This is a genomic window from Achromobacter sp. FW305-C-13 (genome assembly GCF_058783475.1).
The window spans coordinates 1-23,230 of sequence record NZ_JBYSYN010000008.1 but is presented as its reverse complement, the minus strand read 5'-3'; the positions used below and the strand labels follow the sequence as shown (position 1 = coordinate 23,230).

General features: G+C 62.0%; 18 protein-coding genes, 1 tRNA gene and 1 pseudogene. 16 read left to right on the top strand and 4 right to left on the bottom strand.

Features of this window, described 5'->3' with window-relative positions; genetic code table 11:
* The 10 genes from AC3WMU_RS29605 to rpoC all read left to right on the top strand — a co-directional run.
* The coding region (locus AC3WMU_RS29605; protein WP_446649917.1) for an EF-Tu C-terminal domain-related protein at positions 1-77 on the top strand (77 nt) is incomplete at its 5' end.
* 164 nt (positions 78-241) lie between these two features.
* Positions 242-317 (top strand) — tRNA-Trp (locus AC3WMU_RS29600).
* Between the two features lie 64 nt (positions 318-381).
* Positions 382-762, top strand: coding sequence for a preprotein translocase subunit SecE (gene secE / locus AC3WMU_RS29595; RefSeq protein WP_006227004.1), 381 nt, complete (start codon positions 382-384; stop codon positions 760-762).
* A gap of 9 nt (positions 763-771) precedes the next feature.
* Positions 772-1,305 carry a transcription termination/antitermination protein NusG gene (gene nusG, locus AC3WMU_RS29590; RefSeq protein WP_006216576.1) on the top strand — a complete coding sequence of 178 codons (534 nt, stop codon included), beginning with the start codon at positions 772-774 and terminating at the stop codon, positions 1,303-1,305.
* A 63-nt stretch (positions 1,306-1,368) separates the two neighbouring features.
* Entirely contained in the window at positions 1,369-1,800 is a 432-nt protein-coding gene (gene rplK, locus AC3WMU_RS29585) for a 50S ribosomal protein L11 (RefSeq protein ID WP_006227005.1), read from the top strand.
* A gap of 2 nt (positions 1,801-1,802) precedes the next feature.
* On the top strand, positions 1,803-2,504 hold the full coding sequence (gene rplA / locus AC3WMU_RS29580) for a 50S ribosomal protein L1 (protein WP_006216574.1): 702 nt from the start codon (positions 1,803-1,805) through the stop codon (positions 2,502-2,504).
* Positions 2,505-2,777: 273 nt separating this feature from the next.
* Positions 2,778-3,302 (top strand): 50S ribosomal protein L10, encoded by a 525-nt coding sequence (gene rplJ / locus AC3WMU_RS29575; RefSeq protein WP_006227006.1) that lies wholly within the window; start codon positions 2,778-2,780, stop codon positions 3,300-3,302.
* 81 nt (positions 3,303-3,383) lie between these two features.
* On the top strand, positions 3,384-3,764 hold the full coding sequence (gene rplL / locus AC3WMU_RS29570; protein WP_006227008.1) for a 50S ribosomal protein L7/L12: 381 nt from the start codon (positions 3,384-3,386) through the stop codon (positions 3,762-3,764).
* A 161-nt stretch (positions 3,765-3,925) separates the two neighbouring features.
* Positions 3,926-8,038 carry a DNA-directed RNA polymerase subunit beta gene (gene rpoB, locus AC3WMU_RS29565; protein WP_006227009.1) on the top strand — a complete coding sequence of 1,371 codons (4,113 nt, stop codon included), beginning with the start codon at positions 3,926-3,928 and terminating at the stop codon, positions 8,036-8,038.
* A complete protein-coding gene (rpoC, locus tag AC3WMU_RS29560; protein ID WP_006227010.1) occupies positions 8,038-12,282 on the top strand; it encodes a DNA-directed RNA polymerase subunit beta' in 4,245 nt (1,414 codons plus the stop codon). Before rpoB ends, rpoC begins: the two co-directional genes overlap by 1 nt.
* 125 nt (positions 12,283-12,407) lie before the next feature.
* Here the strand turns inward: rpoC and AC3WMU_RS29555 are convergent, their stop codons facing one another.
* Entirely contained in the window at positions 12,408-12,803 is a 396-nt protein-coding gene (locus AC3WMU_RS29555; protein WP_006227011.1) for a TssQ family T6SS-associated lipoprotein, read from the bottom strand.
* 152 nt (positions 12,804-12,955) lie between these two features.
* On the opposite strand from AC3WMU_RS29555, the gene AC3WMU_RS29550 reads away from it, so the two are divergent.
* On the top strand, positions 12,956-14,212 hold the full coding sequence (locus tag AC3WMU_RS29550) for a serine/threonine-protein kinase (protein WP_006227012.1): 1,257 nt from the start codon (positions 12,956-12,958) through the stop codon (positions 14,210-14,212).
* Between the two features lie 9 nt (positions 14,213-14,221).
* Here the strand turns inward: AC3WMU_RS29550 and AC3WMU_RS29545 are convergent, their stop codons facing one another.
* The 3 genes from AC3WMU_RS29545 to AC3WMU_RS29535 are packed head-to-tail and all read right to left on the bottom strand — an operon-like array spanning position 14,222 to position 18,422.
* Entirely contained in the window at positions 14,222-16,537 is a 2,316-nt protein-coding gene (locus AC3WMU_RS29545) for a CHASE2 domain-containing protein (protein ID WP_006227013.1), read from the bottom strand.
* Positions 16,538-16,563: 26 nt separating this feature from the next.
* On the bottom strand, positions 16,564-17,670 hold the full coding sequence (locus tag AC3WMU_RS29540; RefSeq protein WP_492283379.1) for a FecR domain-containing protein: 1,107 nt from the start codon (positions 17,668-17,670) through the stop codon (positions 16,564-16,566).
* A gap of 35 nt (positions 17,671-17,705) precedes the next feature.
* Entirely contained in the window at positions 17,706-18,422 is a 717-nt protein-coding gene (locus tag AC3WMU_RS29535) for a response regulator transcription factor (protein ID WP_006227015.1), read from the bottom strand.
* 267 nt (positions 18,423-18,689) lie between these two features.
* Here AC3WMU_RS29535 and AC3WMU_RS29530 point away from each other — a divergent pair, with 267 nt between their 5' ends.
* From AC3WMU_RS29530 to AC3WMU_RS29510, 5 genes and pseudogenes are all read left to right on the top strand, one after another.
* Complete coding sequence (locus AC3WMU_RS29530; protein ID WP_280027037.1) at positions 18,690-19,391, top strand: response regulator transcription factor; 702 nt, start codon at positions 18,690-18,692, stop codon at positions 19,389-19,391.
* A gap of 552 nt (positions 19,392-19,943) precedes the next feature.
* Positions 19,944-20,321, top strand: coding sequence for a 30S ribosomal protein S12 (rpsL, locus tag AC3WMU_RS29525; protein WP_005017264.1), 378 nt, complete (start codon positions 19,944-19,946; stop codon positions 20,319-20,321).
* Between the two features lie 166 nt (positions 20,322-20,487).
* A complete protein-coding gene (gene rpsG / locus AC3WMU_RS29520) occupies positions 20,488-20,958 on the top strand; it encodes a 30S ribosomal protein S7 (RefSeq protein WP_006216561.1) in 471 nt (156 codons plus the stop codon).
* Between the two features lie 18 nt (positions 20,959-20,976).
* Positions 20,977-23,079 (top strand): elongation factor G, encoded by a 2,103-nt coding sequence (gene fusA / locus AC3WMU_RS29515; RefSeq protein WP_006227016.1) that lies wholly within the window; start codon positions 20,977-20,979, stop codon positions 23,077-23,079.
* 75 nt (positions 23,080-23,154) lie between these two features.
* Positions 23,155-23,230, top strand: a pseudogene (locus AC3WMU_RS29510) (GTP-binding protein); the annotation flags it as partial.

Genomic DNA, 23,230 nt, shown 5'->3' with positions numbered 1-23,230 from the left:
AAGAAGGCCTGCGTTTCGCCATCCGTGAAGGCGGTCGTACCGTCGGCGCCGGCGTCGTCGCCAAGATCCTGAAGTAAGCAATACCCAGATGGGTAGAGAGGACGAAAAGTCCCTCTACCCATTTTTGCCGTAAAAGTGTTATGATGTTTGGCTCCGCGATCATTTGCGCCGAATAGCTTGAAAAAGCTGCTTTGAGCGGGTCGCGAAAGTCAGTGAATGTAGTGCAAGCCAGTAGTGTTTTAGGGGCATAGCTCAATTGGCAGAGCGTCGGTCTCCAAAACCGAAGGTTGTAGGTTCGATTCCTACTGCCCCTGCCACCGCCAGGATAAACCCGCGGGAGATCATCGCGAGTTACGCATTCACGGCGGCTCGCGTCGCAATATGTCTAATACCAGCGTAGAAACCGTAACCAGTACCGCCGACCGGGTCAAGCTCGGGCTGGCGGTTCTCGTCGTTATTGCTGGCATCGTCGGGTTTTCCGTGCTTAGCGCACAGCCGATGCCTGCACGTATCGGCGTGTTCGTCGGTGGCCTCGTGATCGCAGCCGTGATCGCCTGGTTCAGCGAACCCGGCCGCCGCACCCTGAGCTTTGCCAGCGAGTCCTACAACGAAGTCAAGCGTGTCGCATGGCCCACCCGCAAGGAAACAACCCAGATGACGGGTATCGTTTTTGCGTTCGTGGCGGTCATGGGCATTTTCATGTGGGTGCTCGACAAGGGCATCGAATGGATTCTTTACGGCCTGTTGTTGGGCTGGAAATAAGGACGGCGAATGAGTAAGCGTTGGTATGTCGTCCATGTGTATTCCGGCATGGAAAAAAGTGTTCACAAGGCCCTGGTCGAGCGTATCGAGCGTGCCGCCTTGCAAACGTCTTTCGGCCGTATCCTTGTGCCCTCCGAAGAAGTCGTCGAGGTCAAGGGTGGTCAGAAGTCGATCACTGAACGCCGTATTTTCCCCGGTTACGTCTTGGTCGAAATGGACCTGACCGACGAAACGTGGCATTTGGTCAAGAATACGAACCGCGTCACCGGCTTTTTGGGTGGCTCGGGCAACCGTCCGACCCCGATTTCCGAAAAGGAAGTCGAGAAGATCCTCTCCCAGATGGAAGAGGGTGTCGAGAAACCCCGCCCCAAGATCCTGTTCGAAGTGGGCGAGATGGTTCGGGTCAAGGAAGGTCCGTTTGCAGACTTCAACGGCAACGTCGAAGAAGTCAATTACGAAAAGAGCAAGGTGCGTGTGTCTGTCACCATTTTTGGTCGCGCCACACCTGTCGAACTCGATTTCAGCCAGGTCGAAAAGACCTGATTTCAACCCCCGGGGAGCCCAGGCCAATAAGGTCCGGGCGATATAACCCGCAAGGAGCAAAGCATGGCGAAGAAGATCGTCGGCTTTATCAAGCTGCAAGTACCGGCTGGTAAGGCTAACCCCTCCCCCCCGATTGGCCCGGCACTGGGTCAACGCGGCCTGAACATCATGGAATTCTGCAAGGCGTTCAACGCCAAGACCCAAGGCATGGAGCCTGGTCTGCCGATTCCGGTGGTGATCACCGCTTTCGCGGACAAGAGCTTCACCTTCATCATGAAGACCCCGCCTGCGACGGTCCTCATCAAGAAGGCTGCTGGCGTGCAAAAGGGTTCGGCCAAGCCGCATACCGACAAGGTCGGCACGCTGACCCGCGCTCAAGCTGAAGAAATCGCCAAGGCCAAGGGCCCCGATCTGACCGCCGCTGATCTGGACGCCGCTGTGCGTACGATCGCTGGCAGCGCCCGCAGCATGGGCATCACGGTTGAGGGGATCTAATCATGGCAAAACTGTCCAAGCGCGCCGCCGCTATTGCACAAAAGATCGACCGCACCAAGCTGTACCCGGTCGCTGAAGCCCTGACGCTGGTCAAGGAAACCGCTGTCGCCAAGTTCAATGAATCCATTGACGTGGCTGTGCAGCTCGGCATCGACCCGAAGAAGTCGGACCAACTGGTTCGCGGTTCGGTCGTTCTGCCCGCTGGTACCGGCAAGTCGGTCCGCGTCGCCGTGTTCGCCCAAGGCGAAAAGGCTGAGGCTGCCAAGGCCGCCGGCGCCGACATCGTCGGTCTGGATGACCTGGCTGACCAGATCAAGGCCGGTCAAATGGACTTTGACGTCGTCATCGCTTCGCCCGACACGATGCGTGTCGTGGGTGCCCTGGGCCAGATCCTGGGTCCCCGTGGCCTGATGCCGAACCCGAAGGTCGGCACCGTGACGCCGGACGTCGCGACCGCTGTCAAGAACGCCAAGGCCGGTCAGGTTCAGTACCGTACCGACAAGGCTGGCATCATCCACGCAACGATCGGCCGCGCGTCGTTCGGCGTGGAACAGCTGCAAACCAACCTGGCCGCTCTGGTCGACGCCCTGCAAAAGGCTCGTCCCGCAGCTGCCAAGGGCATTTACCTGCGCAAGCTGGCCGTTTCGTCCACGATGGGCGGCGGTGCTCGCGTTGAAATTGCCTCGCTGTCGGCTTCCAACTAAGCCAACAGCAGTAAACGTACTTTGGGCTGCATCCGGATTCCTCCGGATGTTGCTGTCAAAGACCGCTGGAGCAGGGTAGTGGAAGGGTTCTCCCTTCCGTATGGAAAGCAGCATCCCCGCTGCCCCGCTTAATCCCGAAGCTCACCTAGTTCGGATCCAGCGTAGACGGCGTCCCCAGGAAGATTTCTTTACACGAAGAACTCGACCAGGCGCCGCATTCGGTTGACGCGCAAGGCTCAGGCCCCAGGCGTCTTTTGATGGAGTGTTCAAACCGTGAGTCTCAATCGTCAAGAGAAAGCGGTGGTAATCGAGGAAGTCTCGGCTGAAGTCGCCAAGGCCCAATCGATTGTTATCGCTGAGTACCGTGGTCTGGACGTCGCCTCTGTCACCGTACTGCGCAAAACTGCGCGTGAATCGGGCGTGTATCTGCGTGTTCTGAAGAACTCGCTGGCCCGTCGTGCTGTTGCCGGCACGGCTTTCGAGCCGTTGGCTGAGCAACTGACCGGTCCGCTGATCTATGGTATCAGCGCTGATCCGGTTTCGGCGGCAAAGGTCATCGCTGGTTTCGCGAAAAGCAACGACAAGCTGGTCATCAAGGCGGGCGCATTGCCCAACAGCCTGCTGACCCAAGATGGTGTGAAGGCCTTGGCCACCATGCCGTCCCGCGAAGAGTTGCTGTCGAAACTGCTTGGCACCATGCAAGCCCCCATCGCGCAATTCGTGCGTACGCTCAACGAAGTTCCGACCAAGTTCGCCCGTGGCCTCGCGGCTGTGCGCGACCAAAAGGCAGCGGCCTAATCGCCCTGCTGTCCGGAATTCGCTGAACGACGAAGCGACACCCAAACCCTGGCATTACCAAAATATTTGGAGTTCTGAAAAATGGCACTTAACAAAGCTGAAATCCTTGACGCCATCGCTGGCATGACCGTGCTCGAGCTGTCCGAGCTGATCAAGGAAATGGAAGAGAAGTTCGGCGTGTCGGCTGCTGCCGCTGCTGTCGCTGTCGCTGCTCCGGCCGCTGGTGGCGCTGCCGCCGCTGCTGAAGAGCAAACCGAGTTCACCGTCGTCCTGCTGGAAGCCGGCGCGAACAAGGTTAGCGTCATCAAGGCCGTGCGCGAGCTGACCGGTCTGGGTCTGAAGGAAGCCAAGGACCTGGTCGACGGCGCTCCGAAGCCCGTCAAGGAAGCTGTGGCCAAGGCTGACGCCGAAGCCGCCAAGAAGAAGCTGGAAGAAGCTGGCGCCAAGGTCGAAGTCAAGTAAGACCTGCGTCAACTGCCCGGGGACAGCACAGTTTGCAGTCCCCGGGCTTTTGCGTTTCCAGGAAACCCCTACTGGGGTCATGCCTTTTCAGAGGGGTTTCCTGGAGTCGTATCACCTAGGGCCGTGGTTGACGGCCCATGCAACCTCGAGTCGGAGTGCTCATGCCTTACTCGTACACCGAAAAAAAGCGCATCCGCAAAAGCTTCGCCAAGCGTGAAGACGTTCAAAACGTTCCTTTCCTTTTGGCGACACAGCTTCAATCCTACCTAACTTTCCTGCAGGCGGATACCGCCCCGTCCGATCGCGTAGCCGACGGTTTGCAGGCGGCGTTCTCGTCGATTTTCCCGATCGTTAGTCACAACGGTATGGCGCGCTTGGAGTTCGTGAGCTACGTGCTCGGCGAACCGGTGTTCGATGTCAAGGAATGTCAGCAACGTGGCCTGACCTATGCCTCGCCCCTGCGAGCCAAGGTCCGCCTGGTGCTGCTTGACCGCGAAGTCAGCAAGCCGACCGTGAAAGAAGTGAAGGAACAGGAAGTCTACATGGGCGAAATTCCGCTCATGACGGGCACGGGTTCCTTCGTCATCAACGGCACCGAGCGTGTCATCGTGTCGCAGCTGCACCGTTCGCCTGGCGTGTTCTTCGAACACGACCGCGGCAAAACGCACAGCTCCGGCAAGCTCCTGTTCTCGGCCCGCGTGATTCCTTACCGCGGTTCGTGGCTGGACTTCGAATTCGACCCGAAGGACGTCCTGTTCTTCCGCGTCGACCGTCGTCGCAAGATGCCTGTCACGATCCTGTGCAAGGCCATCGGCATGACGCCGGAATCCATCCTGGCCAACTTCTTCGACTTCGATAACTTCGAGCTGAAGAGCGAAGGCGCGATGATGGAATTCGTGCCCGAGCGTTGGAAGGGCGAAATGGCCCGCTTCGACATCTCGGACCGCGATGGCAAGGTCATCGTCGAAAAAGACAAGCGCATCAATGCCAAGCATTTGCGCGACCTGGCTGCCGGCGGCATCCAGCGCATTTCCGTGCCGGAAGACTTCCTGTACGGCCGCGTGCTGGCCAAGAACATCGTTGACGAAGATACCGGCGAAGTCATCGCCAACGCCAACGACGAGATCACGGAAAGCGTGCTGGGCGCCCTGCGCGCCTCGAACGTCTACGACATCCAGGCGCTCTACACGAACGACCTGGACCGTGGTCCGTACATCTCGCAAACGCTGCGCACCGATGAAACCGCCGACCAGATGGCCGCGCGTGTTGCCATCTACCGCATGATGCGTCCTGGCGAGCCGCCCACCGAAGAAGCGGTGGAAGCGCTGTTCCAGCGTCTGTTCTACAGCGAAGAGACGTACGACCTGTCGCGCGTCGGCCGCATGAAGGTCAACAGCCGTCTGGGCCGTGGTGAAGACATCACCGGCCCGATGACGCTGACCAACGAAGACATCCTTGAAACCATCAAGGTGCTGGTTGAGCTGCGTAACGGCCGTGGCCAGATCGATGACATCGATCACTTGGGCAACCGTCGCGTGCGTTGCGTGGGCGAACTGGCCGAAAACCAGTTCCGCGCTGGTCTCGTGCGTGTCGAGCGCGCCGTCAAGGAACGTCTGGGCCAGGCCGAGACGGAAAACCTGATGCCGCACGACCTGATCAACTCCAAGCCGATCTCGGCTGCCATCAAGGAGTTCTTCGGTTCGAGCCAGCTGTCGCAGTTCATGGACCAGACCAACCCCCTGTCGGAAATCACGCACAAGCGTCGTGTTTCCGCACTGGGCCCGGGCGGCTTGACCCGCGAGCGCGCCGGCTTCGAAGTCCGCGACGTGCACCCGACCCACTACGGCCGCGTTTGCCCGATCGAAACGCCGGAAGGCCCGAACATCGGCCTGATCAACTCCATGGCGCTGTACGCTCGCTTGAACGAGTACGGCTTCCTGGAAACGCCTTACCGCAAGATTATCGACGGCCGCGTCAGCGAGCAGATCGATTACCTGTCGGCCATCGAAGAAAGCCACTACGTCATCGCGCAGGCTAACGCCGCGCTGGACGAGCAAGGCGCCTTCGTGGACGACCTGGTTGCTTGCCGTGAAGCAGGCGAAACGATGCTGACCTCGCCGGCCAACGTGCACTACATGGACGTTGCCCCGTCGCAGATCGTGTCGGTTGCTGCCTCGTTGATTCCGTTCCTGGAGCACGACGACGCGAACCGCGCACTGATGGGCGCCAACATGCAACGTCAGGCCGTGCCTTGCCTGCGCCCGGAAAAGCCGGTCGTGGGTACGGGTATCGAGCGCACCGTGGCCGTTGACTCGGGCACGACCGTGCAAGCACTGCGTGGCGGCCTGGTCGACCACGTTGACGCCGAGCGTGTCGTGATTCGCGTGAACGACGAAGAAAACGTCGCCGGCGAAGTCGGTGTCGACATCTACAACCTGATCAAGTACACGCGTTCGAACCAGAACACGAACATCAACCAGCGTCCTATCGTCAAGCGTGGCGACAAGGTCGCCAAGGGTGACGTGCTGGCCGACGGCGCATCGACCGACCTGGGCGAACTCGCCCTGGGTCAGAACATGCTGATCGCGTTCATGCCGTGGAACGGCTACAACTTCGAAGACTCGATTTTGATCTCCGAGAAGGTTGTTGCCGATGACCGCTACACCTCGGTGCACATCGAGGAACTGACGGTTGTCGCCCGCGATACGAAGCTGGGTCCGGAAGAAATCACGCGCGACATCAGCAACCTGGCTGAGACGCAACTGAACCGTCTGGACGATTCGGGCATCACGTACATCGGCGCCGAAGTCAGCGCCGACGACGTGCTGGTCGGCAAGGTCACGCCGAAGGGCGAAACCCAGCTGACGCCGGAAGAAAAGCTGCTGCGCGCCATCTTCGGTGAAAAGGCGTCCGACGTTAAGGACACCTCGCTGCGCGTGCCCTCGGGCATGACCGGCACGGTGATCGACGTGCAAGTGTTCACGCGTGAAGGCATCGTGCGCGACAAGCGTGCTCAGTCCATCATCGACGATGAACTGCGCCGTTATCGCCAAGACCTGAACGACCAGCTGCGCATCGTTGAAAACGACCAGTTCGACCGTATCGAAAAGATGCTGGTCAACAAGACCGTCAACGGCGGCCCGCGCAAGCTGGCCAAGGGCGCCACGATCACCAAGGCTTACCTGGCTGATCTGGACCGCTGGCAGTGGTTCGACATCCGTCTGGCCGATGAGCCGCACGCTGTCGTGCTGGAGCAAGCCAAGGAATCGCTGGAGCAGAAGCGTCACCAGTTCGATCTGGCCTTCGAAGAGAAGCGCAAGAAGCTGACGCAAGGCGACGAGCTGCCCCCGGGCGTGCTGAAGATGATCAAGGTCTACTTGGCCGTGAAGCGTCGTCTGCAGCCTGGTGACAAGATGGCAGGCCGTCACGGCAACAAGGGTGTGGTCTCGCGCATCACCCCGGTGGAAGACATGCCGCACATGGCTGACGGCACGCCGGCCGACATCGTTCTGAACCCGCTGGGCGTGCCCTCGCGGATGAACGTGGGTCAGGTGCTGGAAGTGCACTTGGGCTGGGCTGCCAAGGGCGTGGGCCACCGCATTGCCGATCTGCTGCGCGACGAGCGCACTGCGCAGGTCAAGAACGTCCGTGCCTACCTGGACAAGGTCTACAACACGACCGGTTCCGGCGCCCGCATCGACGAGCTGACCGACGAAGAAGTCATGGAAATGGCCCAGAACCTCAAGAACGGCGTGCCGTTCGCGACGCCCGTCTTCGACGGCGCGACCGAAGAGGAAATCACCACGATGCTGGAGCTGGCCTATCCGGACGACGTCGCCGAGCGCATGGCGCTGACGCCTTCGCGTACGCAGGCATGGCTGTTCGACGGCCGCACGGGCGAGAAATTCGAGCGCCCCGTGACCGTCGGCTACATGCACTACCTGAAGCTGCACCACTTGGTCGACGACAAGATGCACGCGCGTTCCACCGGTCCGTACTCGCTTGTCACGCAGCAGCCGCTGGGTGGTAAGGCGCAGTTCGGTGGTCAGCGTTTCGGGGAAATGGAAGTGTGGGCGCTGGAAGCATACGGCGCCGCCTACACCCTGCAAGAAATGTTGACGGTGAAGTCGGACGACATCACTGGCCGTACCAAGGTTTACGAAAACATCGTCAAGGGCGACCACGTCATCGACGCCGGCATGCCGGAATCGTTCAACGTGCTGGTGAAGGAAATCCGCTCGTTGGCCCTGGACATGGATTTGGAGCGTAACTAATGAAAGCGCTACTCGACCTATTTAAGCAAGTCTCGCAAGACGAGCAATTCGATGCCATCAAGATCGGCATCGCCTCGCCCGAGAAGATCCGTTCGTGGTCTTACGGCGAAGTTCGCAAGCCCGAGACCATCAACTACCGCACGTTCAAGCCTGAGCGTGACGGTCTGTTCTGCTCGAAGATCTTTGGCCCGATCAAGGACTATGAGTGCTTGTGCGGCAAGTACAAGCGCTTGAAGCACCGTGGCGTGATCTGCGAGAAGTGCGGCGTTGAAGTCACCGTTGCCAAGGTTCGCCGTGAGCGCATGGGTCACATCGAGCTGGCCAGCCCCGTCGCGCACATCTGGTTCCTGAAGAGCCTGCCGTCGCGTCTGGGCATGGTGCTCGACATGACCCTGCGCGACATCGAACGCGTTCTGTACTTCGAAGCCTGGTGCGTGATCGAACCTGGCATGACGCCGCTCAAGCGCGGCCAGATCATGTCGGATGACGATTTCCTCGCCAAGACCGAAGAGTACGGCGACGACTTCCGTGCCCTGATGGGCGCGGAAGCCGTGCGCGAACTGCTGCGCACCATCGACATCGACCGCGAAGTGGAAACGCTGCGCGGCGAACTGAAGGCCACCAGCTCGGAAGCCAAGATCAAGAAGATCTCCAAGCGCCTGAAGGTGCTGGAAGGCTTCCAGAAGTCGGGCATCAAGGCCGAGTGGATGGTCATGGAAGTGCTGCCCGTGCTGCCGCCGGACCTGCGTCCGCTGGTGCCGCTGGACGGCGGCCGCTTCGCGACCTCCGACCTGAACGACCTGTACCGCCGCGTCATCAACCGCAACAACCGCTTGAAGCGCCTTCTGGAGCTCAAGGCGCCGGAAATCATCCTGCGCAACGAAAAGCGGATGCTGCAGGAAGCCGTTGACTCGCTGCTGGACAACGGTCGTCGCGGCAAGGCCATGACGGGCGCCAACAAGCGCCAGCTGAAGTCCCTGGCCGACATGATCAAGGGCAAGAGCGGTCGTTTCCGTCAGAACTTGCTGGGCAAGCGCGTCGACTACTCGGGCCGTTCGGTCATCGTGGTGGGTCCGCAGTTGAAGCTGCACCAGTGCGGCCTGCCCAAGCTGATGGCCCTGGAACTGTTCAAGCCGTTCATCTTCAATCGTCTGGAGATGATGGGCCTGGCCACGACCATCAAGGCTGCCAAGAAGCTGGTGGAAAGCCAGGAACCGGTGGTTTGGGACATCCTGGAAGAAGTCATCCGCGAACACCCGGTCATGCTGAACCGTGCGCCCACGCTGCACCGTTTGGGCATCCAGGCGTTCGAGCCGGTCCTGATCGAAGGCAAGGCCATCCAGCTGCACCCGCTGGTTTGCGCGGCGTTCAACGCCGACTTCGACGGTGACCAGATGGCTGTCCACGTGCCGCTGTCGCTGGAAGCCCAGCTGGAAGCGCGTACGCTGATGCTGGCGTCGAACAACGTGCTGTTCCCGGCCAACGGCGAACCGTCGATCGTGCCGTCCCAGGATATCGTGCTGGGTCTGTACTACACGACGCGTGAGCGCATCAACGGCCGCGGCGAAGGCATCTTCTTCACCGACGTCGCTGAAGTGCAACGCGCTTACGACAACGGCGAAGTCGAGCTGCAATCCCGCGTGACCGTGCGTCTGAAAGAGCACGAGCGCGACGAGGCTGGCGAATGGCAACCGGTTATCCGCCGTCACGAGACGACGGTCGGCCGCGCGCTGCTGTCCGAAATCCTGCCGAAGGGCCTGCCCTTCACGGTGCTGAACAAGGCACTGAAGAAGAAGGAAATCTCGCGCCTGATCAACCAGTCGTTCCGCCGTTGCGGCCTGCGCGACACGGTGATCTTCGCCGACAAGCTGATGCAGTCCGGCTTCAAGCTGGCCACGCGCGGCGGTATCTCGATCGCCATGGGCGACATGCTGATCCCGACCGCCAAGGAAGGCATCCTGGCTGAAGCCAGCCGCGAAGTGAAGGAAATCGACAAGCAGTACTCGTCGGGTCTGGTCACGTCCCAAGAACGCTACAACAACGTGGTGGACATCTGGGGCAAGGCTGGCGACAAGGTCGGCAAGGCGATGATGGAACAACTGGCCACCGAGCCGGTTGTGAACCGTCACGGCGAAGAAGTGCGCCAGGAATCGTTCAACTCGATCTACATGATGGCTGACTCGGGCGCCCGCGGTTCGGCCGCCCAGATCCGCCAGCTGGCCGGTATGCGCGGCCTGATGGCCAAGCCGGACGGCTCGATTATCGAAACGCCCATTACCGCGAACTTCCGTGAAGGTCTGAACGTGCTTCAGTACTTCATCTCGACTCACGGTGCGCGTAAGGGTCTGGCCGATACGGCACTGAAGACCGCGAACTCGGGTTACCTGACCCGTCGTCTGGTCGACGTGACGCAAGACTTGGTGATCACCGAGGACGATTGCGGTACCTCGCTGGGCTACAACATGAAGGCCCTGGTGGAAGGTGGTGAAGTCATCGAACCGCTGCGCGACCGCATCCTGGGTCGTGTTGCCGCCGTGGACATCATCAACCCGGACACGCAGGAAACGGCGATCGTCGCCGGCACCCTGCTGGACGAAGACCTGGTCGACACCATCGACCGCATCGGCGTGGACGAAGTCAAGGTCCGCACCCCGCTGACGTGCGAAACGCGTCACGGTCTGTGCGCACACTGCTACGGCCGCGACCTGGGTCGCGGTTCCCCGGTCAACCAGGGCGAAGCAGTTGGCGTTATCGCTGCCCAGTCCATCGGTGAACCGGGTACGCAGCTCACGATGCGTACGTTCCACATCGGTGGCGCGGCATCGCGTTCGGCTTTGGCCAGCGCGGTCGAAACCAAGTCCAGCGGTCTGGTCGGTTTTGCCAGCACGATGCGCTATGTCACGAACGCCAAGGGCGAACGTGTGGCGATCTCGCGCTCTGGCGAACTGGCGATCTTTGACGACAACGGCCGCGAACGCGAACGCCACAAGATCCCGTACGGCGCGACCGTGCTGGTGGGCGATGGCGAAGCCGTGAAGGCTGGCGCACGTCTGGCGACGTGGGATCCGCTGACCCGTCCGATCGTGTCGGAATACGGCGGTGCCGTCCGCTTCGAGAACATCGAAGAAGGCGTGACCGTTGCCAAGCAGGTGGACGAAGTCACCGGCCTGTCGACGCTCGTCGTCATCACGCCGAAGACCCGTGGCGGCAAGATCGTCATGCGTCCGCAGATCAAGCTGGTCAACGAGAACGGCGAAGACGTCAAGATTGCCGGCACCGATCACTCGGTGAACATCTCGTTCCCGGTGGGCGCGCTGATTACCGTGCGTGACGGCCAGCAGGTTGCCGTGGGTGAAGTTCTGGCGCGTATTCCGCAAGAATCGCAAAAGACCCGCGACATTACCGGCGGTCTGCCGCGTGTGGCTGAACTGTTCGAAGCCCGTTCGCCGAAGGACGCCGGCATGCTCGCCGACGTGACCGGTACGGTTTCGTTCGGTAAGGACACCAAGGGCAAGCAGCGTCTGGTCATCACCGACCTGGAAGGCGTGAGCCACGAGTTCCTGATTCCGAAGGAAAAGCAGGTTCTGGTGCACGACGGCCAAGTGGTGAACAAGGGCGAAATGATCGTGGACGGCCCGGCCGATCCCCACGACATCCTGCGTCTGCAAGGCATCGAGAAGCTGGCGACCTACATCGTCGACGAAGTGCAGGACGTGTACCGTCTGCAAGGCGTGAAGATCAACGACAAGCACATTGAAGTGATTGTTCGTCAGATGCTGCGTCGTGTGAACATCGTCGACGCTGGCGATACCGAGTTCATCCCGGGCGAGCAAGTCGAGCGCTCTGAACTGCTGAACGCCAACGATCGTATGGCTGCCGAAGAACGTATCCCGGCGACCTACGACAACGTGCTGCTGGGTATCACGAAGGCCTCGCTGTCGACCGACTCGTTCATCTCGGCCGCTTCGTTCCAGGAAACGACTCGTGTCCTGACCGAAGCCGCCATCATGGGCAAGCGCGACGACCTGCGTGGCTTGAAGGAAAACGTCATCGTCGGCCGCCTCATCCCGGCGGGTACCGGCTTGGCTTACCACCATGCACGCCGCGACAAGGAAGAGCTGGAGGCGGCGGAACGCGAAGCCGCTCGCCAGCAGGCCAACCCGTTCGAAGACTCGCCGGTCACGGTGGGTGCGGACGCGGAAAGCCCGGCCGCCGATATCGGCACCGAGGACTCCGCCGAATAAGCGGAACCCCCGGCAGTCCCCCGCGCGCCGTCCTGGCGCGGGGGCTGAAAACAGAAAGGCCGCTGATGCGAATCAGCGGCCTTTTTCTTTTGGTGCCGCCTTCAGGGGCGGGACCGGTGGCCGGGCTACTTGCCGGCTTGCGCCCTTGCTCGTTGGAAAGCCGGACCCCAGGACGGGTGACCGGATTCATTGGGGGCAAGCTCAAAAGCGGGATCCAGCGCCAGAATGCGGGCGAAGCTGTCTTCGCACAACTGGGCGTAACGGGTGACGCAGTAGCTGAATGCCTGCAGCTTGTAGGCTTCGACGCGCACGGTGCGGGGGGAGGCCGCCAGGGCGTCCGAGGTGGCGACGCTGCGGATGACCTCGCCATAGCGTCCGGCGCCGTAGGCGTCGCGGACTTGTTGCAATTGCGCCAACGCTTCGGGTGTGGCGGGAGCCTCGGGTTGTAAGGACGGGATGCCGGCGCAGCCCGCCAGGATCAACGACGCGCCGAGCAGACTGCTCAGAAAGCGAATTTTCATGGCTTAAATGGGGGTAGGAAGATTGGGCGGTACGCTATCGTGCCACAGCCTGATGCGCTCGGACATTTTCGGCAATGTCCTGATGTTGCGGATTCGATAATATTCAGGCTATTCAACCTTTGCACACTACGCGCATGAGCGCAATTCCGATAATGCCTTCGTCCACCGGTCTCCTGACGCCGCGTGGCCCCTTTTCCGGCGCCGCGCCGCTTGCGCTGCGCCCCTTGAGCGCAATTGCCGCCAGTATGGCGGGCGGCGTGCCGGAAACGCGAATCAAGCGGCTCCTGTCGGATCTGCTGCCGTCGCTGATCGCTCTGCACGCGCAGGGTGAGATCTGTGGCGACATCTCGATGGACACCGTGGGCATGGACGAGGGTGCCCGTGCGCATTTGTTGCCCGAACTGGTCGTGGCGCGTTCGCGCCGCGCCAGCCGCAGCCCCACGCCGGGTTTTGCGCCGTTCGAGCTTTATTCCGATTCCATGGAATGGCCGCGCGGCCCCTGGAGCGACGTCTACGCGCTGTGCGCCGTGATGCATGCCTTGGTGACCGGCCATCGTCCGCCACCGGCGCCGGAGCGCCGCGCCGCGGACACCTACGAACCCCTGGTGTCGCTGGGGCTGACCAAGTACAGCCCGGACTTCCTGTCCGTCATCGACGCCGGCTTGGCCATGGCGCCGGCGGATCGCCCGCAGACGCTGGCCGAACTGGCGGCCGTGTTGGGCGTGGCGGCTTACATCGAACCCGCGCCGGCCGAAGCCGAGGCGGCTTCCGGGGCTTCCTATGCGCCGCCGCCCACGGCCAATGCTGCCAAACCAGCTCGCCACAGCCGTCCTTTGCTGGCCCTGTTGTGCGTCGCGGCGCTGATCGGCATCGGCACGTATTCCTGGTTCCACTGGGGCATGGGAACTCCCAACGCCCTGATCACGCATTCGGAGCTGGTCCAACCGAACCCGCCTGCCGTACTTCCCGCGCCGCCGGCGGCGATACCGCCCGTCGCATTGGCGCAGCCGCTGCCGACCGCGCAGTGGCAGCCTCCCGCACCGGCCCAGCCGTCTGCGGAACAGACACCCGCAGCGAAGGAACCAAGCGCTGGCGACCTGGCCCCGCCGGCTTCGGTGGAAACGCCTGACCCTGCCGCCCAGACGCCGGCGGCCGCGGTCCCGCCCATCGACGAGGCGCCCAAACCCCGGCCGCTGGCCGTCCCCGTGACGGTGCGCCTGGACATCCGCCCTTGGGGCGAGGTGTGGATCAATGGCATCGCGCGCGGTATCAGTCCGCCCGTCAAAGAATTGCGGCTCATCCCCGGGAAATATCAGGTGGTGCTGCGCAATGCGGACTTGCCGCCGTACCGGGGCACGCTGGAGATCAAGGCCGGCAAACCCGGGGTGATCTCGCACACCTTCCAGTAAACGCGGGGGTTACGCCGCGTCGGGCGCCGCGGGCAGGCGCAGGGTGAATACCGAGCCTGCGCCCAGTTCGCTCGCGACTTCGACGGACCCGCCATGGCGTTCGGCCACCGTGCGCACGAACGCCAGGCCCAGCCCGGCGCCGCCGACGTCGCCACGCGTTTCCACGCCCACCCGCGAGAAAGGTTCGAACAGGCGCGCCAGGTCCGCTTCGGCGATGCCCTGGCCCTGGTCGCGAATATCCACTCGCCAAAAGCCTGGTTCTTCTTCGATGCCGCATTCGATGCGCGTCTGAGGGGGGCTGTACTTGATAGCGTTATCGATCAAGTTACACAGGGCACGCATCAACAAGGTCTGGTCGCCGCGCGTATAGGCCACGGGCAACGGCAATCGCACGCCGAGCGCGATGTCGCGCTTGTGGGCGGAGGCCCAGAACTCGTCCACGCCGTCCTGCAGCAGGCTGCCCAGGTCCAGTTCCACGGCGCAGATCGTCATCGATTCCGCGCGCGTCAGGTGCACGAAATCATCGACAAGATGCAGTGTCCGGTTGGCCAGTGTGGCGATACGCGCCAGGGTATCGCCCTGGTCGTCCTGCGTAGCGGCTTCCTGCTTCATTTCCACCAGTGCCAGGATAGAGCTTTGCGGTGCGCGCATGTCGTGCGAGATGAATCGCAGGGTTTCTTCACGCTGGCGCTCGGCTTGGCGGATGCGCGAGATATCGGTCAGCGTGGCGACGGTGCCGGCGAAGTTCCCCTCGGCGGTGTGGATGGGGGCGCATTTCAGGATAAGGTCGCGCCCGGCGTAGTCGCGTACTTCGAGGTCGGCGCTCCAGGGCGAGGTGGCATCCGAAGGCGGTTTGCCGCTTAGCGCTTCCGCCACGCGCTGCCGCGTCGCGTCGTCCGAAATGGTCTTCTCCAGCAAGTGGGTGGCGGGGTGCCCCACGCGCGGCGGGCGCATGCCCAGGCGCTGGAAGTACATGACGGCGGCTTGATTGCGGAATTGCATATGGCCTTCCTGATCGAAGACCAGCGTCGCGTCCGGCATCCCGTCCAGGCCGTCGGCCAGGAACCGCCGCAGGTTCCGCACCCGTGCCAGTGCGCGCCGCAGTTCGCCCACGCGGCTTTCCAGCGATACGTTGGGCCCGGCGAGCTGAGCGCGGGCCTCGTTCAGCACCGGCGGGTACTCGCGCTGCAGCCGTCGCAGTTCGTTGTCCATGTAGCGCAACGCTGCTTCCTGGCTGCGCCAGCTCCACAGCGGGTAACACAGCGCTACGCCCACCAGGGCGGCGGTCGGCGCAAACCAGAGGTAGGCATGGGCCAACAACACCCATGAGGCCAGCAGGATGGCGGCGATCAAGGCGACGCTGACCAGCAGGGCGCGCTTGGGCGACAGCCGCCATAACGCCAGGCAGGCCAGCAGGACAGGCAGGGCGGAGAACAGCGCGTTCCAGGTGGCGGCCGGCCGCTGGTACGAGATGTCGTCGCGCGCTGCCTGCAGCAGGTTGGCGATGATCTCCACGCCCGACATGCCGCTGAGGTCGTGCGAGACCGGCGTGGGGTACGCGTCGCCCAGGCCGGTGGCCCAGGCGCCCACCAGCACGTACTTGCCTCGCAACGCTTCGGCCGGCACGTCGCCGCGCAGCACCGACAGGTAGGAGACGGTGCGTATGTGGCCCCTGGCGCCGGCATAGGGGATCAGGATGCTGCCCTCGGGCCCGGCCCGCTGCAGCAGTTGTTGCGCTTTATCGGGCTGGCCTCCGACCGTGAGCATGGACAGCGCAAGATGGAACCGGCGTTCGCCCGCGAATTCGGTGGCTGGCGTGGCCTCGCGCACGACGCCGTCGGAGTCCACGCGCGCGTTGATGAAGCCGCTTGAGGCGGCCGCTTGCGCCAGGATAGGGATGGGGGCGGCGATCGCCGACGGATTCGAGAGACGGTCCAGCACGATGGGCAGGACCGTATGACCGTTGCGCCGGATGCTGTCCGCAAGGATCCGGTCGTCGTTGGGGTTGACGGTATCGCTTTCCGCGAAGATCAGGTCCAGCCCGACAGCGCGCGCGCCTTGCAGGCGGTCAAGCAGCGCCGCGTGGATCGCGCGCCGCCATGGCCAGCGCCCCAGCGTATCGATGCTGGTGTCATCGATGGCGACGATCAAGATGTCAGGGTCGGCGGGGCGGCTCGTCAGCGTCGCAACGCGGTCGTAGAGGATCTGATCGACCCGGCCCAGTCCGTTGAGCGAACCCAGCACGGCCGCCAGCACCGCCAGCACTACCGTCAACCACAGCGCTGAGCGCGAGGTCCGGTCAACGGTGTCGGCAGCGTCGGCCATGGAGCTCCTTTGCGTGGGGTCAGGCCCTAGTACTCGGTAAGTATGACGGGCTCGCCCGAGCCGCTGGCGACCCCCAGCCCGTAGCTGGTCATCAGCTGGTTGGTGCCCTCGAACGTGGCCACCGCATCCTGCCCGCTCAAGCCCAGGTCATCGATGGCGCGCACCGACACGTAGTACGTGCCGGGCCCGGGGGCCGTAAAGCGGATGTCGTTGGTCGGGAACGCGACCGACGATACCGGCAGCGTGCCGTCGGCGTCGCGCGATACGCGCACCAGATAACTCTGGGCACCTGCCACGGGTTCGAAAGTGCTGGTCCAGCCCCCACCGCCTGAACGTTCGGGGGAGGAGAGTTGCGGGGCGGCCAGCAGTTCGCGTACGCCCGACACACTGCCGTCGCTGCGGACAGCGGCGCCATAACCGCGCGCCACGGCAACCGGCTTGGCCGGCGTGGTGCCGGGCGCGTGGGGTTGCAGGCGCACGCTGCCTTCCAGCACTTCGCTATGCACGCCGCCTGCGCCGCTCTGCACGCGGAAACGCGTGCCGCGTACGCCGGTGACGGCGACGGGAGTGCGCACTTCAAAGCGGCCTACGCCTTGGCCGGTGGGCGCAACCGTGGATTCCACGCTGCCGCGCTGCACATGGATGACGGAGTCCGTCAGCGCAGTACCTTCGAATTGGCGCAGGCGCGCCAGCTCGACCGAACCGCCGGCGGGCAGGGTGAGTTTGGATCCATCGGCCAGTTCCAGCGTGACAAAGCCGTTCTGCGCGGTCACCACGGTGCTGCCTTCGTTCAGACTCTGGCCCGGCCGCAAAGGCTGGCCGTTCATGTTGGCTTGGCCGCTGACGTGCAGCACGCGGGCCTCGGCGGCGCGTTCGGGAATCATCGCCAACGGGATGCGCAACTCCAGTCCAATGGGCAGCAGCTCCGGCGCGACGACCTTGTTCAGTGTTTGCAGCGGCGCCCAATTGGCCTGGTTGCGCGTGTATTGCGTCGCCAGGTTGATCAAGGTGTCGCCTTGGCGGACGCGATAGATGAAGTCCTCGCCCAGGGCCCCGGCAGGTTGGCTGTGGGCGGGGGCGGTCAGTGCACAAGAAACCAAGGCAAGCAAAGAAAGCGCGCGACAGCGGCTCATGACGTTCGGTTCTCCAGGGATGCGCGCGAAGGCGTCTACGACGGGCTCGCCGGGCTGTCTTCCGACGCGCCGGTCAATTCCAGCCGGTAGCCAAGGGCGTAGGACGAGGTAAGGCGCACACCGTTTTCAGGGCGCAACTGAAGCTTTTGCCGGATGTTCGACAAGTGCGTGTCCAGCGTGCGCGAGGTCGCGGGGATTTCGCGGTTCCAGACGCATTCGGCCAGGACGTCGCGCGACATGAGGCGGCCCTGGTTGCGAAAGAACAGCAGCGCCAGTTCGAATTCCTTCGGCGCCAATGTGACCGGCGCGCCGTTCAGCGAGATGACCCGCGCTGCGGGTTCGACGCGGTAGTTGGCCACGTCGAACGAATCGTTGGCGGGCTCGGCGATCTGGCTGCGGCGCAGCAACGCCGCCACCCGGGCCAGCAATTCCAGCGGGCGCAACGGCTTGACGATGTAATCATCGGCGCCCGCGCGCAGGCCTTCCACCAGATCGTCTTCGCTGGACCGGTTCGTCAGGAAAATGACGGGGACGCGCGGGCCGATGTTGGCGCGCAACCAGCGCACCACATCGTCGCCGTCAATATCTGGCAAATGCCAGTCCAGCAGGACCAGATCGAAGTTCTCGGTACGCAGAGCGGCCAGCAGGTCACGGCTCTGGTGATAACTGGTGCAGGTGTATCCCGCGGCGGTCAACACCTGGTGGATGCGCCGGGCTTGATCGAGGTCGTCTTCCAGCGACGCGATTTTCATCAAACGTGTTCTCGCGAAGGCTTGCTACGCAAGCGCGCCCTATGGCGCCCTACTGCAAGAGGGGTGAGCGAAATTATGTAATCGAATGATAACTCGGGAGGAGCGGCGGCTGGCTACGTTGTGGAAAGAACTGTCAAACATTGCAAAGTTAACGAATCTTGACTGGAGTTGTTGCGCAACAAGCCGCCACACTGTCTCAATCGCCCCACGGTGGCTGTCACATTTCGGCAACGTGGAGTGATTTCGGGTTAGAGGTGGAAATTAGCTATGAATCAATTGCGCATACTTATGATGTCGCCGGATGAGGTGGCCCGCAACGCCGCCGTGTCCGCCTTGCTGCAGGCCGGGATCTCCGCGCGTGGCTGCTCGACGTCGCTGGAGCTGTTCGGATTGCTCAATAGCGGTATCTACGATGCCGTCGTTCTGGATGTCGGGACGTTGGGCGAAATCGGTTACGCGCTGGTTGCGCGCCTGCACGGCTCGTCCCCAATGGGAATTGTGGTTTCTGGCCGCGGCATGTCTGTGGACAGCCGCCTGCGTTGCCTGCAAAGCGGCGCCGACGCCTGCCTGACCGATCCCCAGGATCCGCGCGAACTCGCGTGCATCCTGCTGGCCCTGGCCCGGCGACTGCCCGCCGCCCAGGAAAACCCGGTTTCCGACGACATGGCCAATGGCCAGTGGGAACTGCGGGATCAGGGCTGGACGCTGGTCGCACCGTCGGGTGCCGCCATTTCTCTCTCGGCCAACGAGCGCCTGATCGTGCGTTCCCTGCTGGAAGTGGCGGGCAGGGCGGTTGGGCGCTCCGAACTGGGCGATGAACTGCGTGTGGAGGGCGGCGGGGTGCGCTCCAGCGGCTCGCGCAGCATCGATGTAATCGTCAGCCGCCTGCGCCGCAAGGCGGAATTGGCCGGCGTCATGCTGCCGATCCGCACGGTCTACGGCAGCGGTTACCTATTCGCCGACCAGTAGCGCGGCCGCCCGGGTACACTGCCCGCAGACACGCCTGACGCCTGCCGGCATACCCTTGTGGTTTACCCGGGCAACACGGCGGCTTTCAGGTCGAAACGGGCGTTCCCAGGCTCGTTGGCAGTGTCACGATTTGCCGGGTACGTGGCCCCATTTTTCACGACCCGCGCCGAAACCGTTGTCTTTGCGCCGCCATTTCACTGGCCGCGCGCCGCACTGCGGCATTTACAAATTTCTTTGACAGTATCCCTTGATCTCAGTTATGCTAAAGGGCTTACTGCTTTATTTCGCGCGCAAAATCTGTTCGCTAGAGGGTAAACAGTCCAGGATCCGAAATCAAGGTGCGTCACGAGCCTTTTATTTTGGGTCCATCAGTCCGACTGCCCCCGAGGCACTCAGTTTTGTGCGTTTGTCATAGTTTGTTGGCAAGCCCGCTCTTTTACGTATATGAACGTTTGAGGCGGTTTTGCGCGAACTGCCTTCTCCGAAAGACACTCTTGAGGAGACGAGTACGTAAGTACTTACCAGTGGTACGTAAAAGGGATTTCAAAGGTCATGCCTACCATTAGCCAACTCGTGCGCAAGCCGCGCGAAGTCAGCATCATCAAAAGCAAGAGCCCCGCGCTCGAAAACTGCCCGCAACGCCGCGGCGTGTGCACTCGCGTGTACACCACCACCCCCAAGAAGCCGAACTCCGCTCTGCGTAAGGTTGCCAAAGTGCGTCTGACCAACGGTTACGAAGTCATTTCGTACATCGGCGGTGAAGGCCACAACCTGCAAGAGCACTCGGTGGTTTTGGTGCGTGGCGGTCGTGTGAAGGACTTGCCCGGTGTGCGTTATCACATCGTGCGCGGTTCCCTCGACCTGCAAGGCGTCAAGGATCGTAAGCAAGCCCGCTCGAAGTACGGCGCCAAGCGCCCGAAGAAGGCTTAATAACGAGTCAGCAGTACCCCCGCGTGGCGGAAGTCCGTCACTAGGGAAGTGCGACCGCGCCCTCCGGTTTCTGGGATGGAGCGCGGCACGTAAGGGGTCGTCCCAATGGGCGGCCATGGCCGTGTAATGAAACACGGTTCAACTGAACAGACACAAGGAAGCAACAATGCCCCGTCGTCGCGAAGTACCCAAGCGCGAGATTCTGCCCGATCCCAAGTTCGGCAGCGTCGAACTCGCCAAGTTCATGAACGTCGTCATGCTGGACGGCAAGAAGGCCGTCGCCGAACGCATCGTTTACGGTGCCCTCGAGCAAGTGCAAACCAAGACCGGCAAAGAGCCGATCGAAGTTTTCAGCCTGGCGATCAACAACATCAAGCCGATCGTCGAAGTGAAGAGCCGCCGCGTTGGCGGTGCCAACTACCAAGTGCCGGTTGAAGTGCGCCCCGTGCGCCGCCTGGCCCTGGCTATGCGTTGGCTCCGTGAAGCCGCTAAGAAGCGTGGCGAGAAGTCGATGGATCTGCGTCTTGCTGGCGAACTGATCGACGCCTCCGAAGGTCGTGGCGCCGCGATGAAGAAGCGCGAAGACACGCACAAGATGGCAGAGGCCAACAAGGCCTTCAGCCATTTCCGCTGGTAATTTAAGGACTAATCCACCATGGCCCGCAAAACCCCGATCGAGCGCTATCGCAACATTGGTATCTCTGCGCACATCGATGCAGGGAAGACCACCACGACCGAACGTATCCTGTTCTACACCGGCGTCAATCACAAGATTGGCGAAGTGCATGATGGCGCAGCCACCATGGACTGGATGGAACAAGAGCAAGAGCGTGGCATCACCATTACGTCGGCAGCTACGACGGCGTTTTGGCGTGGCATGGCGAAGAACTATCCCGAACACCGCATCAACATCATCGACACCCCGGGGCACGTGGACTTCACCATTGAGGTGGAACGTTCCATGCGCGTCCTGGACGGTGCTTGCATGGTCTACTGCGCTGTGGGTGGCGTTCAGCCCCAGTCCGAAACCGTGTGGCGCCAAGCCAACAAGTACGGTGTGCCGCGTCTGGCCTTCGTCAACAAGATGGACCGCACCGGCGCCAACTTCTTCAAGGTCTATGACCAGCTGAAGAACCGCCTGCGTGCCAATCCCGTGCCGATCGTGATCCCGATCGGTGCCGAAGACACGTTCCAAGGCGTGGTCGACCTGGTCAAGATGAAGGCGATCATTTGGGACGAAGCCAGCCAAGGCATCAAGTTCGACTACCACGACATTCCGGCTGAGCTGGAAGGTCAAGCCAACGAATGGCGCGAAAAGCTGGTTGAAGCTGCCGCCGAATCGTCGGAAGAGCTGATGAACAAGTACCTGGAAACGGGTTCCTTGGACGAAGAAGAAATCAACCTGGCCATCCGCCAACGCACCATCGCTGGCGAAATCCAGCCGATGCTGTGCGGCACCGCCTTCAAGAACAAGGGCGTGCAGCGCATGCTGGATGCCGTCATCGACTACCTGCCTTCGCCCGTGGACATTCCCCCGGTCGACGGCATGGACGACGATGGCAATCCCGTCAAGCGTGAAGCTGACGATGGCGAGAAGTTCTCGGCTCTGGCATTCAAGCTGATGAGCGATCCGTTCGTGGGTCAATTGACCTTCGTGCGCGTTTACTCGGGCGTCCTGAAGTCGGGCGATACGGTCTACAACCCCATCAAGGGCAAGAAGGAACGTATCGGCCGCATTCTGCAGATGCACGCGAACAACCGCGAAGAAATCAAGGAAGTGTTGGCAGGCGACATCGCCGCCGTGGTGGGTCTGAAAGACGTGACCACCGGCGAAACGCTGTGCGACATCGACTCCCACATCCTGCTCGAACGCATGATTTTCCCCGAGCCCGTGATTTCGCAGGCCGTGGAACCGAAGTCGAAGGCTGACCAGGAAAAGATGGGTCTGGCGCTGTCGCGTCTGGCTCAGGAAGATCCGTCGTTCCGCGTGCGCAGCGACGAAGAATCCGGCCAAACCATCATTTCCGGCATGGGCGAGCTTCACCTGGAAATTCTGGTCGACCGCATGAAGCGTGAGTTCGGCGTTGAAGCCAACGTCGGCAAGCCGCAAGTGGCCTACCGTGAAACCATCCGCAAGACCTGCGACGAAGTTGAAGGCAAGTTCGTCAAGCAGTCGGGCGGCCGCGGCCAGTACGGCCACGTGGTGCTGAAGGTTGAGCCCCTGCCCCCGGGCGGCGGTTTCGAATTCGTGGACGCCATCAAGGGCGGTGTGGTTCCTCGCGAATACATCCCCGCAGTGGACAAGGGCATCCAGGAAACGCTGCCTTCGGGCGTGTTGGCTGGCTACCCGATCGTCGACGTCAAGGTCACGCTGTTCTTCGGTTCGTACCACGATGTGGACTCGAACGAAAACGCGTTCAAGATGGCCGGCTCCATGGCATTCAAGGAAGGTCTGCGCAAGGCCAGCCCCGTGCTGCTGGAACCGATGATGGCCGTTGAAGTCGAAACGCCGGAAGACTACGCTGGTACCGTGATGGGCGATCTGTCCTCGCGTCGCGGCATGGTCCAAGGTATGGACGACATGGTCGGTGGCGGCAAGACCATCAAGGCTGAAGTGCCCCTGGCCGAGATGTTCGGTTACGCCACGAACCTGCGTTCGCTGACGCAAGGTCGTGCCACGTACACGATGGAATTCAAGCATTACTCCGAGGCTCCCAAGAACGTCGCTGACGAAGTCATCGCCGCTCGGGCCAAGTAAATAACCCTAGCCAGGTCCGCCCATCCGGGCGGCCTGGCAGATTCAAGTTTCCTTGAAAGTTAAAGGATAGAGATCATGGCAAAAGGCAAGTTTGAACGTACCAAGCCGCACGTGAACGTGGGTACGATTGGTCACGTTGACCACGGCAAAA

Excerpts from the sequence above, each read along its gene's own strand:
- secE (WP_006227004.1), top strand. The coding sequence starts at position 382 with ATGTCTAATACCAGCGTAGAAACCGTAACCAGTACCGCCGACCGGGTC.
- nusG (WP_006216576.1), top strand. The coding sequence starts at position 772 with ATGAGTAAGCGTTGGTATGTCGTCCATGTGTATTCCGGCATGGAAAAA.
- rplK (WP_006227005.1), top strand. The coding sequence starts at position 1,369 with ATGGCGAAGAAGATCGTCGGCTTTATCAAGCTGCAAGTACCGGCTGGT.
- rplA (WP_006216574.1), top strand. The coding sequence starts at position 1,803 with ATGGCAAAACTGTCCAAGCGCGCCGCCGCTATTGCACAAAAGATCGAC.
- rplL (WP_006227008.1), top strand. The coding sequence starts at position 3,384 with ATGGCACTTAACAAAGCTGAAATCCTTGACGCCATCGCTGGCATGACC.
- rpoB (WP_006227009.1), top strand. The coding sequence starts at position 3,926 with ATGCCTTACTCGTACACCGAAAAAAAGCGCATCCGCAAAAGCTTCGCC.
- rpoC (WP_006227010.1), top strand. The coding sequence starts at position 8,038 with ATGAAAGCGCTACTCGACCTATTTAAGCAAGTCTCGCAAGACGAGCAA.
- AC3WMU_RS29555 (WP_006227011.1), bottom strand. The coding sequence starts at position 12,803 with ATGAAAATTCGCTTTCTGAGCAGTCTGCTCGGCGCGTCGTTGATCCTG.
- AC3WMU_RS29550 (WP_006227012.1), top strand. The coding sequence starts at position 12,956 with ATGCCTTCGTCCACCGGTCTCCTGACGCCGCGTGGCCCCTTTTCCGGC.
- AC3WMU_RS29545 (WP_006227013.1), bottom strand. The coding sequence starts at position 16,537 with ATGGCCGACGCTGCCGACACCGTTGACCGGACCTCGCGCTCAGCGCTG.
- AC3WMU_RS29540 (WP_492283379.1), bottom strand. The coding sequence starts at position 17,670 with ATGAGCCGCTGTCGCGCGCTTTCTTTGCTTGCCTTGGTTTCTTGTGCA.
- AC3WMU_RS29535 (WP_006227015.1), bottom strand. The coding sequence starts at position 18,422 with ATGAAAATCGCGTCGCTGGAAGACGACCTCGATCAAGCCCGGCGCATC.
- AC3WMU_RS29530 (WP_280027037.1), top strand. The coding sequence starts at position 18,690 with ATGAATCAATTGCGCATACTTATGATGTCGCCGGATGAGGTGGCCCGC.
- rpsL (WP_005017264.1), top strand. The coding sequence starts at position 19,944 with ATGCCTACCATTAGCCAACTCGTGCGCAAGCCGCGCGAAGTCAGCATC.
- rpsG (WP_006216561.1), top strand. The coding sequence starts at position 20,488 with ATGCCCCGTCGTCGCGAAGTACCCAAGCGCGAGATTCTGCCCGATCCC.
- fusA (WP_006227016.1), top strand. The coding sequence starts at position 20,977 with ATGGCCCGCAAAACCCCGATCGAGCGCTATCGCAACATTGGTATCTCT.